The organism is Rhodanobacter geophilus, from assembly GCF_040812275.1.
Classification (GTDB): domain Bacteria; phylum Pseudomonadota; class Gammaproteobacteria; order Xanthomonadales; family Rhodanobacteraceae; genus Rhodanobacter_A; species Rhodanobacter_A geophilus.
Window position 1 is genome coordinate 85,204 of the sequence record NZ_JBFOHL010000011.1, and the last position, 14,816, is coordinate 100,019.

At 69.2% G+C, this 14,816-nt stretch carries 10 protein-coding genes; 6 read left to right on the forward strand and 4 right to left on the reverse strand.

Annotated elements, in window-relative coordinates:
• Positions 1-38: 38 nt before the first annotated feature.
• The gene (locus ABQJ56_RS13145; RefSeq protein ID WP_367845459.1) at positions 39-191 is read right to left on the reverse strand and encodes a hypothetical protein; all 153 of its coding nucleotides are present in this window, start codon (positions 189-191) and stop codon (positions 39-41) included.
• Between ABQJ56_RS13145 and ABQJ56_RS13150 the strand changes: the two genes are divergently transcribed.
• Positions 190-2,343: a TonB-dependent receptor family protein gene (locus ABQJ56_RS13150; protein WP_367845460.1), complete on the forward strand. Its 2,154-nt coding sequence runs from the start codon at positions 190-192 to the stop codon at positions 2,341-2,343. The two genes, ABQJ56_RS13145 and ABQJ56_RS13150, sit on opposite strands and share 2 nt — an antisense overlap.
• 45 nt (positions 2,344-2,388) lie before the next feature.
• Here the strand turns inward: ABQJ56_RS13150 and ABQJ56_RS13155 are convergent, their stop codons facing one another.
• Entirely contained in the window at positions 2,389-3,183 is a 795-nt protein-coding gene (locus ABQJ56_RS13155; protein ID WP_367845461.1) for an undecaprenyl-diphosphate phosphatase, read from the reverse strand.
• 302 nt (positions 3,184-3,485) lie between these two features.
• Here ABQJ56_RS13155 and glnA point away from each other — a divergent pair, with 302 nt between their 5' ends.
• The 5 genes from glnA (at position 3,486) to ntrC (ending at position 12,538) form a co-directional block, all read left to right on the forward strand.
• Positions 3,486-4,895, forward strand: a complete 1,410-nt coding sequence (glnA, locus tag ABQJ56_RS13160; RefSeq protein WP_367845462.1) for a type I glutamate--ammonia ligase — start codon at positions 3,486-3,488, stop codon at positions 4,893-4,895.
• A gap of 291 nt (positions 4,896-5,186) precedes the next feature.
• Positions 5,187-7,841, forward strand: a complete 2,655-nt coding sequence (locus ABQJ56_RS13165; protein WP_367845463.1) for a TonB-dependent receptor domain-containing protein — start codon at positions 5,187-5,189, stop codon at positions 7,839-7,841.
• Positions 7,842-8,037: 196 nt separating this feature from the next.
• Complete coding sequence (locus ABQJ56_RS13170) at positions 8,038-9,840, forward strand: tetratricopeptide repeat-containing sulfotransferase family protein (RefSeq protein ID WP_367845464.1); 1,803 nt, start codon at positions 8,038-8,040, stop codon at positions 9,838-9,840.
• A 204-nt stretch (positions 9,841-10,044) separates the two neighbouring features.
• Positions 10,045-11,052: a two-component system sensor histidine kinase NtrB gene (locus ABQJ56_RS13175; RefSeq protein WP_367845465.1), complete on the forward strand. Its 1,008-nt coding sequence runs from the start codon at positions 10,045-10,047 to the stop codon at positions 11,050-11,052.
• 106 nt (positions 11,053-11,158) lie between these two features.
• The gene (ntrC, locus tag ABQJ56_RS13180; RefSeq protein WP_367845466.1) at positions 11,159-12,538 is read left to right on the forward strand and encodes a nitrogen regulation protein NR(I); all 1,380 of its coding nucleotides are present in this window, start codon (positions 11,159-11,161) and stop codon (positions 12,536-12,538) included.
• Positions 12,539-12,710: 172 nt separating this feature from the next.
• On the opposite strand, the gene ABQJ56_RS13185 is transcribed toward ntrC, so the two are convergent.
• Complete coding sequence (locus ABQJ56_RS13185) at positions 12,711-13,043, reverse strand: hypothetical protein (RefSeq protein ID WP_367845467.1); 333 nt, start codon at positions 13,041-13,043, stop codon at positions 12,711-12,713.
• Positions 13,040-14,764 carry an ArnT family glycosyltransferase gene (locus ABQJ56_RS13190; protein ID WP_367845468.1) on the reverse strand — a complete coding sequence of 575 codons (1,725 nt, stop codon included), beginning with the start codon at positions 14,762-14,764 and terminating at the stop codon, positions 13,040-13,042. The genes ABQJ56_RS13185 and ABQJ56_RS13190 overlap by 4 nt, the downstream gene beginning before the upstream one ends.
• Between the last annotated feature and the right edge of the window lie 52 nt (positions 14,765-14,816).

Consider the following 14,816-nt stretch of genomic DNA (forward strand, 5'->3'; position numbering starts at 1 on the left):
AACACCGTGAGGCGGCGCGTGCGCAGGCAGCTCGGCAGTCATTCCACCATCGTGAAAATCGCGCCGGCTCGGTCGGTCGCGCCGTACGACGGCGTCCGTGTCGCCGCCGCGGAGGTCTTCGGGCGGAACCGGGCCATGCAGCCGGAAGTGGACTTCGTTCTGCCATGGGCCATGAAGGTCGGTGCGTTCATGGCGCGGTCCGCGAAGCGGGCGGCGGTGTCCGTGGCGTGGCTGGCGGTTGCCCCGGCGTGCTGGGCGACCGTGCCGGCGGAAGCGGCGGCCGGGCACCAGGATGCCGCCGCCAAGGTCCTGCCGGCGGTGCGGGTCAACGCCAGCCGGCTGCGGGTCGATCCGCGCGACGTGCCGGCCGCGCTCAGCGTCGTCGAGGTGGATCCGGCGCGGGCCGGGCAGCCGGGTGTGAACCTGTCCGAGGCGCTGGTCGGCGTGCCCGGCGTGCTGGCGCGCGACCGCCAGAACTACGCGCAGGACGAGCAGTTCTCGATACGCGGCTTCGGCGCGCGCTCCACGTTCGGCGTGCGCAGCATCCGCCTGTTCGTCGACGGCATCCCCGCCACCCTGCCGGACGGGCAGGGCCAGGTCTCCGGCTTCGACCTCGACATGGGCGGCCGCCTGGAGGTGTTGCGCGGGCCGTTCTCGGTGCTCTACGGCAACGCCGCCGGCGGCGTGGTGCAACTGTGGACCGCGCCGGGCACCGCGGTGCCGCAGACCACGCTGGGCCTGTACGCCGGCAGCCACGACAGCTTCCGCTACAGCGCCGACACGCGCGGCCTGTTCGGCGACGTGGACTACAACGTGGCGGCCGCGCAGTTCCTCTCCGGCGGCTACCGCGGGCACAGCCGCGTCAACCGGCAGTCGGCGCACGCGCGCTTCGGCATTCCGCTCGGCGGGCAACGCAAGCTCACCGTGGTGCTCGACCGCATCGACCAGCCGCGCGCGGAAGATCCGATGGGGCTCACGCGCGCCCAGCTCGATGCCGACCCGCGCCAGGCTTCGCCGGCGGCGGTGCAGTACGACACGCGCAAGAGCATCCGGCAGGACCAGCTCGGGCTGGTCTACGACCAGTCGTTCGGCCACGACGACCGCTTGCGCATCGCCGGCTACTTCGGCCATCGCGACATCCTGCAGTACCAGTCGGTCCCGGTGGCCACCCAGCGGAATCCGCTGCAGCCGGGCGGCGTGGTGGCGCCCGTCACCGACTACGGCGGCCTGGACCTGCGCTGGACGCACGACGGTCGGCTGCTGGGCCGCGACACCGAGCTGGTGCTGGGTGGCGGCGGCGATGCGCAATGGCAGCACCGGCTCGGCTACCAGAACTTCGCCGGCGGCACGCTCGGCGTGACCGGCGCGCTGCGCCGCGACGAGGACGACGATGTCGACAATCTCGACGCCTACGCGCAGTGGTACTGGTACGTCGCCGAGCACTGGTCGCTGTTGCTGGGCCTGCGGCACGACCGGGTGCATTTCGACGAACGCGACCACTACATCACGCCGGCCAACCCGGACGACAGCGGGCACGTCGACTACACGGCCACCACGCCGGTGCTTGGCGTGCTGTTCCATCCGCGCGACGACCTGCAGCTTTACGCGAGCCTTGGCCGCGGCTTCGAGACGCCCAGCTACAACGAACTGGGCTATCGCAGCGACGGTCGGCCCGGACTGGCCTTCAACCTGCGCGCCGCCCGCAGCGAGCACCGCGAGGTGGGTCTGAAGTGGCAGCCCACGGCCGCGCTGCAGGCCGGATTGGCGGTGTTCCGCGCCGACACGCGCGACGAACTGGCCGTCGCCACCAGCGAGAACGGCCGGGCCACCTACCGGAACGTCGGCGCCGCGCGCCGCCAGGGCATCGAGCTGTCGATGGCCGGCACGATCGCGGCGGCATGGCGGATCGAGGCCGGCTTCACCCATCTGCAGGCGGTGTTCCGCAACGGCTTCCTCGCCTGCACCGGTACGCCGTGCCTGGTGCCCGACGTGCCGGTGCGGCCGGGCGCGCGCATACCCGGCGTGCCGGGCAACTACGGTTCCCTGCGCCTGCAACACGGCAGCGACCTCGGCTGGCGCGAAGGGCTCACGCTTACCGGCGCCGGCAGCGTGGTGGCCAACGACATCCAGACCGCCCGCGCCGCCGGCTATGGCCTGGCCGGGGTGGATGTGGCCTACGTGTTCGCGCTCGGGCCCGCGCGGCGGCTGCAGCTGAGCGCGCGGATCGACAACCTGGCCGACCGCCGCTACGTGGGTTCGGTCATCGTCAACGACGGCAACGGGCGCTACTACGAGCCGGGTCCGGAGCGCAGCTGGATGCTCGGTGCGCGGCTGAGCTTCTGATTCGCCGCCACGGGTCCAGCCAACGCCGGACGACTCGCGGCGGGCTCAGGCGCCTGCCGGCATCAGCAGCAGCAAGGCCGCGCCCAGCGCGATGCGGTAGACCGCGAACGCCGTGAAACGGTGCGTGCGGATGTAGCCGAGCAGCCACTTCACCGCGGCGAAGGCCACGACCAGCGAGACGATGAAGCCCACGGCCAGCGCGCTCCAGTCCTCGTGCGCCGCGCCGCCGTTCTTCCACACCTTCAGCAGTTCGTAGCCGGTGGCCGCGTACATGGTGGGAATGCCGACCAGGAAGGCGAATTCGGTGGCGGCGGCGCGGTTGCTGGTGCCGAACAGCATCGCGGCGAAGATGGTGGCGCCGGAACGCGAGGTGCCCGGGAAGATGCCCGCCACCATCTGCGCGATGCCGACCAGGATCGCCACGGTCCAGGTCACCTCGCGGCGATCCGGCTGGCGCGCGGCCAGCGCCTCCGCGGCTATCATCCAGAAGCCGCCGATGATCAGCGCCCAGGCGATCGGCGTCACCGTTTCCGGCAGCTTGAAGCCATAGTGCGTGACGACCAGGCCCAGCACGCAGGTGATCAGGAACGCCACCGTCAGCTTGAGCAGGTAGTCGCGCGTGGCCGGATCGCGCCATTGCGTCAGCAGCTGCCAGATGCGCTTCCAGTACACCAGGGTGATGGCGAGGATCGCGCCGGCCTGGATGCCCACGTTGAACAGGTCCGAGCGCGCGCCCAGCCAGTGCTCGGCGATCAGCAGGTGGCCGGTGGAGGAAATCGGCAGGAACTCGGTGATGCCCTCGATGATGCCCAGCAGGATGACGTGGATGAGATCGGTCACGGATGCACTCGTCGGTACGGGGCGAGCGCCACCATGGCGACCGCGCAGCGGCACAGCTTACGCACTCGGCATGGCGATCCGATAGCGGTTTCCTTGTTGCAGGGACAACGGCCGTCACGTGCTCAGTGTTGGTGCAACTTTGGGAATAATTGCACCAATATGCATCATTTCATGGGGCGTGGAAAGCCAGCCGAGTCGCCAAACCCATGAATTCACGCGGAATGCACGGCTTGGCATCGACCTTGCTCAGTCCGCTGCACCCGTTCCATCCCTTCCTGCCCATCCCCTCCCGAGGTTCCGCCATGACCGCCCAGCAAGTGCTCGACCAGATCGTTGAACACGAGGTCGAGTTCGTCGACTTCCGTTTCGCCGACATGCTCGGCAAGCACCACCACGTCACCTTCCCGGCGCACGCCATCGACGAGTCGACCTTCGAGGACGGCAAGATGTTCGACGGCTCCTCGATCACCGGCTGGAAGGGCATCAACGAGTCGGACATGATCCTGATGCCCGATCCGGATACCGCCTACCTCGACCCGTTCAGCCAGCACACCCAGCTGGTGCTGCATTGCGACGTGCTGGAGCCGAGCACCCTGCAGGCCTACGGCCGCGACCCGCGCTCCATCGCCAAGCGCGGCGAGGCCTACCTCAAGTCCACCGGCATCGCCGACACCGCCTTCTTCGGGCCGGAGCCGGAGTTCTTCATCTTCGATTCGATCCGCTGGCAGAACGACATGGGCCGCGTGTTCTACGAGATCGAATCGGAAGAGGCCGCGTGGAGCACCCGCTTCAAGTACGAAGACGGCAACATGGGCCACCGCCCGGGCGTGAAGGGCGGCTATTTCCCGGTGTCGCCGGTGGACAGGCTGGGCGACCTGCGCGCCGACATGTGCAAGGTGCTGGAGTCGCTGGGCCAGCAGGTCGAGGTGCACCACCACGAGGTGGCCAACGCCGGCCAGTGCGAGATCGGCGTGAAGTTCAACACGCTGGTGAAGAAGGCCGACGAACTGCTGACGATGAAGTACGTCATCAAGAACGTGGCGCACCAGAACGGCAAGACCGTCACCTTCATGCCCAAGCCCATCGTGGGCGACAACGGCTCGGGCATGCACGTGCACCAGTCGCTGGCCAAGAACGGCGAGAACCTGTTCGCCGGCGACCTGTACGGCGGCCTCAGCCAGACCGCGCTGTGGTACATCGGCGGCATCTTCAAGCACGCCAAGGCCATCAACGCGTTCGCCAACTCCACCACCAACAGCTACAAGCGCCTGGTGCCGGGCTTCGAGGCGCCGGTGATGCTGGCCTACTCGGCACGCAACCGTTCGGCGAGCTGCCGCATCCCCTACGTGGCCAGCCCGAAGGGGCGCCGCATCGAGGTGCGCTTCCCCGACCCGATGAACTCCGGCTACCTGGTGTTCACCGCGCTGATGATGGCCGGCCTGGATGGCATCCTCAACAAGATCGACCCGGGCGCGCCGGCCGACAAGGATCTCTACGACCTGCCGCCGGAAGAAGAGAAGAACATCCCGCAGGTGTGCTCCAGCCTCGACCAGGCGCTGGAAGCGCTGGACAAGGACCGCGACTTCCTCAAGGCCGGCGGCGTGTTCACCGACGACTTCATCGACGCCTACATCGCGGTGAAGATGCAGGAAGTCACCCGCTATCGCGCCAGCACGCACCCGCTGGAATTCCAGATGTACTACGCTCTCTGACAGGGGGCTCGACTGGAGCCAGATGAGGGCTGATGGGGCCAGTCCGAGCCTGTTGGAGCGGCGCTGGGGCAACGCGGATGCGTTGCCCCAGCCATTTGACGGGGAACAATCATGCGAAACCAGAACCGCCTTTCAGTGGCTGTGCGTTTGGCGTTGTCGCTTGGACTTGTTTCAACCGCAGGCTTTTCGTGGGCGCAGGACACCAGCCAGGGTGCCGGGAGTGGGCAGGAAAACAACGCACAAAGCGGCACGGCCAAAGCCAAGCCCGCCAACGCCAAGAATCTGCAGGCCGTGGTGGTTACCGGTTCGCTGATTCGCCGCGTGGATGCCGAAACGGCCAGCCCCGTGGTTACCCTCGACAGCACCGCACTCGCCAACAACGGCAGCCCCACCCTGGGCAATGTGCTGCAGGCGCTGCCGAGTTTTTCGGGCCTGGCCACCAACCCTTCGAACAACAGCAATGGCGGTGGCATCGCCAGCCCCACGCTGGAGGCCGGTGACGGCGCCTCCCGCCTGTCACTGCGCGGCCTGGGTTTCACCCGCACGCTGATGCTGGTCGATGGCCAGCGCCTGGCCAATCCCGACCTCAACATGATCCCGTCGAACATGATCGAGCGCGTGGACGTGCTGGCCGAAGGCGCCACCACGGCCTACGGCTCGGACGCCATCGGCGGTGTCGCCAATTTCATCCTGCGCAAGGATTTCAACGGCGGCGAACTGAGCATCAACGACGGCATTTCCAGCCACGGCGACGGCCAGCGCCGCGGTGCCTCCTTCACCGTGGGCGCCAGCGGCGAGCAGGGCAACATCGTCGGCGGCATCAACTACAACAAGTACGAGCCGGTGCTGGCCAGCCAGCGCGGTTTCTCCTCGCACCAGTACTACCTGTACAGCTCCGGCCTGCAGGCGGAAGGCTCGTCCAACATCCCGACCGGCAAGGTGACGCTGCCCGCCGGCGCCCTGCAGGACCAGTTCGGATGCAGCCGCCTGACGCGCGGCTCGGGCTCGGGTTCGTCGCTGGGCGATTACCGCTGCTTCGCCAACTCGGACTACTACAACTACAACGCCTACAACTACATCCAGACGTCGCAGGAGCGCACCAGCGCCTTCGTGCTGGGCAATTACAAGATCAGCGACGGCCTCGCCTGGTACATCGACGCGTTCTACAACCACACCGATTCGGCGGGCCAGGACGCACCGGAGCCGACCAGCACCGGCGACGGCTGGACGATTGCCGCCGACAACCCCAACAACCCCTTCGGCATCGCGTTTTGCAACACCAGCCTGCCCAGCTGCACGGGCGGCGCCTACAACACGCGCCTGACCGGCGCGGGCAACCGCCTGCACACCTACGGCACCAACACCTACGACGTGATCACGGGCTTGCGCGGCAACTTCGGCAAGAGCACCTGGACCTGGGACCTGGACGTCGACTACGGCCACTCCGAGCGTGTGCAGAAGGACTACAACGAACTCAATGTTGCCGGCCTGCAGGCCGCCATCGACGCCGGCGCCAACATCTTCGACCAGACCACGCTGCCCACCTCGGTGACGGACAACCCGGTCTACTCCAAGGACAACAGCTCCAAGCAGGTTTCGTTCAACGCCTCGGGCGAACTGTGGGATCTGCCGGCCGGCACCGTCCAGCTCTCCGCGGGCGCGCTGTACCGCAAGGAGCAGATGGATTACCAGGTCACCAGCGACGCCATCCTCGACCCGGAGACGCTCAACTGCGGCATCGCCGCCGAAGGTTGCGCATCGCCAGGCCACGGCAGCTTCAACGTGAAGGAGCTGTACGCCGAGACCTTGATCCCGCTGCTCAGCGACGCGCCGTTCGCCAAGTCGCTGAACCTCGACCTGGGCATCCGTTCGTCCGACTACAACACCACCGGCACCACCACCAACAAGAAGGTGGCCATCGAGTGGAAGCCGATCGACGACCTGCTCGTGCGCGGCACCGTATCGCAGGTGTTCCGTGCCCCGAACCTGGATGAGCTGTACGACGGGCTGACCGTGCTGAACCCGACCGTCACCGACCCGTGCCAGAACCTCAGCGCGGCCCAGCTGGCCCAGCACGCCAACCTCTGCCAGAACGTCCCGGTCGGCTATTCGGTGGGCTATGCGGCGCAGATCACCGCCTTGTACCAGGGCGGCGCGAACGCCGGCACCAGGCTGCGTCCGGAGCAGGGCAAGTCCTTCGACTACGGCCTGGTGTATTCGCCCAGCTGGGCCAGCGGTTTGTCGGGCACGCTGGACTTCTGGCGCATCAACCTGTCCGACTACCTGCAGGCGGTGAGTGCGCAGACGGTGCTGAACGTCTGCGCGGGCGACGACGGCAGCCCCTACTGCGCGTACATCAACCGCAACCCGGCCACCAGCGCCACGCCCGGCGCGCTCTACTACATCTACACGCCGGAAGTGAACCTGGGCAACCTGAGCACCAGCGGCATCGACTTCAACGTCAATTACGTGATCCCGCACTTCGACCTCGGCGCCTTCGATCCGGGCCGCTTCAAGCTGACGTTCAACAGTACCTACACCAGCACCTACCGCATCGGCATGCCAGGCACGCCGACCCAGGACTACGCCGGCACCTATTCGGCCCAGTTCGGCAACATCGCCCGCTGGCGCGGTTCGGCGACGCTGAACTGGGTGCGCGGCAACTGGAACGCCCAGTGGCAGACGCGCTACATCGGCCACTTCACCCTGCTGAACGCGTACTACGACGTGCCAGGCAGCATCCCGCGCGCCTCGGCCACCTACGATTCGATCAAGCTGGGCTACACGGTGCCGGCCATCCACATGACGTTCGACGTGGGCGTGGACAACCTGACCAACCGCCTGCCGCCGCTGATCTACCAGAACGGCATGAACTACAACATCGACACGGCGACCTACGACTCGCTTGGCCGCTACTACTGGGCACGCGCCACGCTGAAGTTCTGACCGCTGCAGTGATCGCCGGAAGGGCGGCTGCCATGGACGGCGGTCGCGGGAAGCGGGGGCCGGTCCCCCGCTTTTTGCTGCATGATGGCGCCACGACCCAATGCATCCGCCCGCCATGACCGATCACGCGTCGTCTCCGTTCCCCGCTGGCGGGCAAGCCCTGCAACGCATCACGGCTGCGTACCGGCAGGGCGACATGGCTGCGGTCATCGCCCTGGCCCAGTCCCTGCCGGCATCCGCGGCTGCACATGAAACCGTGCGCCTGCTGCTTGGCCTGGCGCTGCACGCCAGCCAGCGCAACGACGAAGCCGCGGATTGCTTCCGCCAGCTGGTGCGGGAGCACCCGGCGACGGCCGACTACTGGAACAACCTCGCCATCACCGCGCAGTTGAGCGGAGCGCTGGACGAAGCCGGGCATGCCTTCCGGCAAGCCCTGTCGCTGTCGCCCGGCGATGCGCAATTCCACCACAACTACGGCCTGCTGCTGGCCAGGCAGGGGTGCTGGCGCGAGGCGCGGCAATGCCAGTTCGATGCGGTGGAAAGGGCGCCCGGCTTCATCGATGCCCGCCTGCAGGGCGCGCTCGCCTGCCATGTCTGCGGCGACCTGCCGGGCGAGGAAGCCATGCTGCAGGACGTGGCGCACTGGCCGCCCCAGCCCGCCGAGCAGGCGCTGTCGCTGGCGACCATGCTCTCCACGCGCGGCGAGCAGCCCATCGCGTTCGGGGTATTGGACAAAGCGGTTTTGCCTGCCGGCGAAGAGGGCCGCTTCCTGGCCTGGCGCATCACCGCCATGCGTGCATCCCTGCACGAGCGCGGCAACCAGCCGGACCAGGCCAGGGCCGAGCTGGCGCTGCTGCCGATGGACGCCATCGCCGCCTTGCCCGCCGAACACGAGGCCGTGCGCTGCCGCGTCTGGAGCGCGCGCGCCACCGTGCTGGCGCGCGAAGGCGATCACGGCGCCGCCGCCGAGCTCTGGCAGCACATCCTCGACCATGCGCCGCTCGGCGAGCTGCGCGTCCCCGCCGCCTTCGGCCTTGCCGCCGCGCGGGACAAGCTGCGCCAGCACGCCGAGGCGTGGGCGGCGCTCCAGCAGGCGCATGCCTTGCAGTGCGAAAGCGTGCGCCACGTCGTGCCGCATCTGCTGGACGAACAGGCCCAGTCGCTGCCCATGGTCGACCATCGCGTCACGCGCCGCGCGCGCGATGCCTGGAGCGCGCTGCCCGCGCCGCGCGGCAGGCAAAGCCCGGTGTTCGTGGTCGGCTTTCCGCGCTCCGGTACCACCCTGCTGGAACAGATGATCGATGCGCACCCGGACTTCCGCTCGATGGACGAACGTGCCTTCGTCTACGACCTGATCGAGCGCATGGAACACGCCGGGCAGGCCTACCCGGGCGATCTGGCGATCCTGCAGGCCGACGAGGCACGCATGCTGCGGCAGGCCTACGACGGCATGGTCGCCGGGGTGCTGCCCGACCTCGGCCACGCCCGCCTCGTGGACAAGAACCCGCTCAACATGCTGACCCTGCCGATGATGGCGCGCCTGTATCCGGAGGCGCGCTTCATCCTGTGCCTGCGCCACCCCTGCGACGTGCTGCTAAGCTGCTACATGCTGCCGTTCCGCTCGCCGTCCTTCATGACGCTGTGCTCGTCCCTGCCGCGCCTGGCGCGCGGCTACGTGCAGGCCTTCGAGCAATGGCTGGCGCATGTGGAAGTGTTCGCGCCGCGGGTGCTGGAGTGGCGCTACGAATCGGTGGTGAGCCGCTTCGACGAGCACGTCGCGCGGCTGGGCCACTTCCTCGGCATCGAGGACACCGCGCCCCTGGCGAACTTCGCCGAGCACGCAAGGGCGAAGGGCTACATCAGCACGCCCAGCTATGCGCAGGTGACGCAAGGCATCCACCGCAACGCCGTCGGCCGCTGGCAGGCCTACCGCGAGCACTTCGAGCCGGTGCTGCCGATCCTGGAACCGATGATGGAGCGGCTGGGCTACGGGATGTGAGTCAGCCCGGGGGCACCCTCGGATCGCATGTGGCAAGGGATGAAAGGGGTTCGCAAACGCGGCAACCGCACCATCGGCATCGACCCGGATGGCCGCTTCCTGCGCATGCGCTACTACGCACCGCGCGCCGGCCACGAAGAACTCGCGCTGCCATGGATGCGATGGACTGTTGCACCATTTAAGCGCACGTACCATGATGGTGCAATGCGCGACGAAGCATGGCAGGCATGGGCGGAGCGGCTGGCGACCGGGGTGGCCTGGGTCGATGCCGGCCTGCGCGTGCGCTGGCTCAACGGCGCGCTGGCGGAACTGCTGGGCAGCGGCATGCGCAGCGCGGTCGACCAGCCGTTGTCGCTGTGGCTGTGTTCGCCGGACGACCTGGCACAGGCGCGGCGCGCCCTGGACGAATCGCGCTTCGTGCAGTTGCGCGAAGCCGCGCTGCTCGCGTTCGACGAGCGCACGCTTGAAGCCGACATCGGCCTGCAACCCGATGGCGAGGATGGCCTGCTGGTCGAGGTGCATGTGCTGGCCGAGCGTTCGCGCACGGCTTCGCCGCTGTCCGCCACGCTGCGCGGTTTCGCCCACGAGGTGAAGAACCCGCTGGCCGGCCTGCGCGGCGCGGCGCAACTGCTGCAGCGACGCATCGACGGCGCGGAGTTGCAGGCGCTGGCGGGGCTGATCATCGACGAGGCGGATCGCCTCGCCACGCTGGCGAACCGGCTGCTGCATCACGACGGCGCCGTGCAGCTGGGTGCCGTGGGCATCCATCAACTGCTCGACCGCCTGAGCGAGTTGCTGCAGGCCGAACCCAGGCCGCCGCGGCTGCGCCACGACTACGACCCCAGCCTGCCCGACGTGCGCGGCGATGCGGACCGCCTGCAACAGGTGCTGCTCAACCTCGCGCGCAACGCGGTGGAAGCCGGTGCGCGCACGCTCACCCTGCGCACGCGCGCCGAGCACGGCGTGCGCGCCGGCGCACGCGTGCTGCGCAGCGCCCTGCGCGTGGACGTGGTCGACGACGGCCCCGGCGTGCCCGCGGAGCTGCGCGATACGCTGTTCGAGCCGCTGGTATCCGGCCGCGCCGACGGCACGGGCCTGGGCCTGGCGTTGTCGCGCGAGATCGCCCTCGAACACGGCGGCGAACTGTGCTGCACGAGCGAACCGGGCCGCACCGTGTTCTCCCTGTACCTGCCGCTGGAGCGCACGCCATGAGCGAACCGTACTCATCCACCGCCGTGGCGGCGGCTTCGGCCGCGATGAGCGCGATCCGGGCGACGCGATGCGCGCGGCTGAAGCCGCTCCTGCGGGGACAACGCCGATGAACGGGGAGATCTGGATCGCCGACGACGATCGCGGCGTGCGCTTCGTGCTGGCCGCGGCCCTGCGCGATGCCGGCCTCGCCGTGCGCGAGTTCGATGCGGCGGAGGCGGTACGCGCGGCCCTGCGCAAGTCGCGCCCCGCCTTGCTGCTCACCGATGTGCGCATGCCCGGCGAGAGCGGGCTGGCCCTGCTCGAAGAACTCAAGGCGCAAGGCATCGGCCCGGTGATCGTGATGAGTGCGTTCACCGACGTGGCGACCACCGCCGCGGCATACCGCGCGGGCGCGGCGGATTACCTCGCCAAGCCGTTCGACCTCGACCAGGCGGTGGCCACGGTGCGCCGCGCGCTGGCCGACGGCACCCCGGCCGATGCGCCGGTCCAGGCCGCGGTGGCGCCCGGCCATGCGCTGCTGGGCGAGAGCGCGCCGATGCGCGAGGTGTTCCGCCTGATCGGTCGCGTGGCGGCCAGCGACCTCAATGTGCTGATCACCGGCGAGACCGGTACCGGCAAGGAGCTGGTGGCACGTGCGCTGCACGAGGAAAGCGCGCGCCGCCACCGAGCCTTCGTGGCGCTGAACACCGCGGCCATTCCGTCCGAACTGCTGGAAAGCGAGCTGTTCGGCCACGAGGCCGGTGCCTTTACCGGCGCGCAGCGGCGCGTGGCCGGTCGCTTCGAGCAGGCCGAAGGCGGCACGCTGTTCCTCGACGAGATCGGCGACATGCCGCTGGCGCTGCAGACGCGCCTGCTGCGCGTGCTGGCCGGCGGGGAGTTCTACCGCGTGGGCGGGCGCGAGCTGATCCGCTGCGACGTGCGCATCGTGGCCGCCACCCACCAGGACCTGGATGCGAGCGTGGCCGCCGGGCAGTTCCGCGCCGACCTCAAGCACCGCCTCGACGTGGTGCGCATCCAGCTTCCCGCGCTGCGCGAGCGACGCGCCGACATTCCGCTGCTGGCGCAGCACTTCCTCGCCGCCGCGACGCAGGAGTTGAAACTGTCGCCCAAGCATTTCGCCAAGGCCGCGCTGAAGGCGCTGGCGCAGCGCGATTTCCCCGGCAACGTGCGCGAGCTGGAAAACCTGTGCCGCCGCCTCGCGGTGATCGCGCCTGGCGCGGAGATCCTGCCCGCCGACCTGGGCACGCCATCGGCCACGCCGGCCGGTGGCGACTGGACCGATGCCTTGCGCCACTGGGCCGCGCAGGCTCTGGCCGAGGGCGAGGCCGACATCCACGGCCGTGCCCGCGAGGCCTTGGATCGCGTGCTACTGGAAGCCGCGCTGGTCGCGCACGGCGGGCATCGCCAGCATGCCGCCGCCGCGCTGGGCGTGGGGCGCAACACGCTCACGCGCAAGCTGGGCGCGTCGCGCACGCGCAGGCGCTGACCACCTGATTCTCTCCCTCTCCCCTGCGGGGAGAGGGTCGGGGCGAGGGGCGGGTGCTCGCGACAACCCTTCATCCTTTGCTCGCCCGGGCATTGCCACAGCCTGGTTTGCTAGTGGCGGGGTCTCGGGCGCCTGCCGCAGGTGGGCGCCATGCGCGCCGTCGCGCGAAAAATCAGTCGCCGATGTCGCGCTCCACCCGCCGCAGGAACACCGCCATCTCCTTCTCGGCCTGCTTGTCGCCGCGTTCCTGCGCCACGGCAATGCCTTGCCGCCAGGCCGCGGCGGCGCCGTCGCGATCGGTGGAGGCGAGGCGGGCCTTGCCCAGCAGTTTCCACGCCGCGGAGTAACGCGCGTCGAAGCGCAGCGCGTGTTGCAGTTCCTCGATGGCCGCCGTGGCGTCGCCTGCCTCCAGCAGTGCATTGCCCAGCGCGTAGCGCAGCAATGCGCCGTCGCGCGGGCCGCCGCACTGACCGCGCAGGCTGGCGATCAGTGCGTCCTTGCTCATGGCTGCCTGCGCGATGGCCCGCCGTCGGTGCTGTACACCTGCGGCGGCTGCATCGGTTCGGGCGGCGTGGCACCGCTGCGCAGGTCGGCCAGCGTGGTGGCCGGCCACACCACCAGCCACGAGGAACGGAATGGCTGCGCCAGCAGCGCGTAGCGCAAGGCTTGCGGATCGAGCTTCTGCGGATGCTGCACGACCAGGCCGTCGGGGTGTGCCTGGGCGAACGCGGCCAGCTGCTTGTTGTTGCTCAGCTCCTCGATCGGCCGGACCAACCGCCCCTGGAAATGGAACTGGCCTTCGTAGTTGCCGAGGTAGCCGATCGCGTGGCCGGCCTGTTCCGCAGCGCCCAGCAGCTGCGAGGTGGGGCGCAGTTCGTAGCGCGGCCACATGGTGAGGGTGAACAAGGCGTTGAGCGCCAGCGTACCGACCAGCCCCGCCACGGCAAGCCGGCGCAGCTCGCCGCGCCCGCGCAGCAGCAGGAGCAGCCCCAGCAGCAGGAACACCACCGCGAAATAGCGGCTGTACGGCGCGCAGGCGTCGGGCCATTCGCCGTGCAGATGGTTGCCCGCCACCAGGTTCGGCAACACGAACAGCAGCAGTGCGAACGCGAGGCTGCCCACGCCCAGCGGCCAGGTGCCCAGCCATCCGGTGTTGGCGAGCTGCGGCCGGCGTTCGCGCAAGATGGCGATGGCGCCGCACAGCAGCAGCATCGTGCCGGCCAGCTCCGGCAGCAGGTAGTACAGCTGCTTGCCGCGCACCAGCGAGAACACGATGAAGGTCGGCACCACCCAGCACAGCGCGAAACGCAGGCCCGGTTCCAGCGGCTTGCGCAGCGTGGCCAGCGCCACCCAGGCGCGCGGCCAGCCGATGAACGGGAACAGCAGCAGCGGCAGCATCAGCACGTACCACAGCACCGGGCGGGCGTGGCTCTGCAGCGGCTCGGCGGTCTGCACGCCGTGGATCACCCGCGCCGCGGTCTGGCTGAAGAGCAGCCGGTGCATGTAGGCCTCGCCGCCGGCGAAACCGGCCGGCAGCGCCCAGGCCAGCAGCATCGCCAGGCCCAGCAGCACGGCCAGCACGCCGCGGCCGTACCAGCGCGCGCGATGCGTGCGGGCCCAGTCGCTCCATAGCGGGCCGAGCAGCCACGGGAACAGCACGTGCAGCAGCATCACCGGCCCCTTGGTGAGCAGGCCGAAGCCGATGCACAGGCCGAACAGCCACCAGCGCGGCTCGTCGCGGCGCACGCCGGGCGCCAGGCACAGCAGCGCGCCCAGCGCCCATACCGCCAGCAGCACGTCGTACATGACCTGCAGGCCGAACAGGAAGGCATAGGACAGCGCCAGCAGCGTCCATGGGGCCGCCTTGGCCATCCATGCGCGGTTGGGAAACAGGCGGCGCGCGATCAGCGAGATCAGCACCAGTTCGGCACCGCCGAAGATCACCTCCAGCACGCGCGGCCACACGTCGCTCACGCCGAACACGAACCAGCCGGCATGGATCAGCCAGAACAGCAGCGGCGCCTTCTCGCTGTAGGGCTGGCCATTGATGTAGGGCACCAGCCAGTGGTGCTGGCTCCACATCTCCCACGCCACCGCCAGCGTGCGGGTGGAATACAGCGGCATCGGGCCGTGCGCGAAGATCGCCAGCAGCGCCACCACGGTCCAGAGCGGCAGCCACGGCCAGAGCGAGCGCAGGTGTTCGGAGCGACTGTAGGGATTGGGCACGGGGCAACTCGGCTTGGGGCTGGGCGGGATTCTAGCGGCGGCCGGCGTCACG

What these genes read in the sequence shown, in the direction of transcription:
- ABQJ56_RS13150 (WP_367845460.1), top strand. Translation starts at nt 190, where the DNA reads ATGGCGCGGTCCGCGAAGCGGGCGGCGGTGTCCGTGGCGTGGCTGGCG.
- ABQJ56_RS13145 (WP_367845459.1), bottom strand. Translation starts at nt 191, where the DNA reads ATGAACGCACCGACCTTCATGGCCCATGGCAGAACGAAGTCCACTTCC.
- glnA (WP_367845462.1), top strand. Translation starts at nt 3,486, where the DNA reads ATGACCGCCCAGCAAGTGCTCGACCAGATCGTTGAACACGAGGTCGAG.
- ABQJ56_RS13170 (WP_367845464.1), top strand. Translation starts at nt 8,038, where the DNA reads ATGGCTGCGGTCATCGCCCTGGCCCAGTCCCTGCCGGCATCCGCGGCT.
- ABQJ56_RS13175 (WP_367845465.1), top strand. Translation starts at nt 10,045, where the DNA reads ATGCGCGACGAAGCATGGCAGGCATGGGCGGAGCGGCTGGCGACCGGG.
- ntrC (WP_367845466.1), top strand. Translation starts at nt 11,159, where the DNA reads ATGAACGGGGAGATCTGGATCGCCGACGACGATCGCGGCGTGCGCTTC.
- ABQJ56_RS13185 (WP_367845467.1), bottom strand. Translation starts at nt 13,043, where the DNA reads ATGAGCAAGGACGCACTGATCGCCAGCCTGCGCGGTCAGTGCGGCGGC.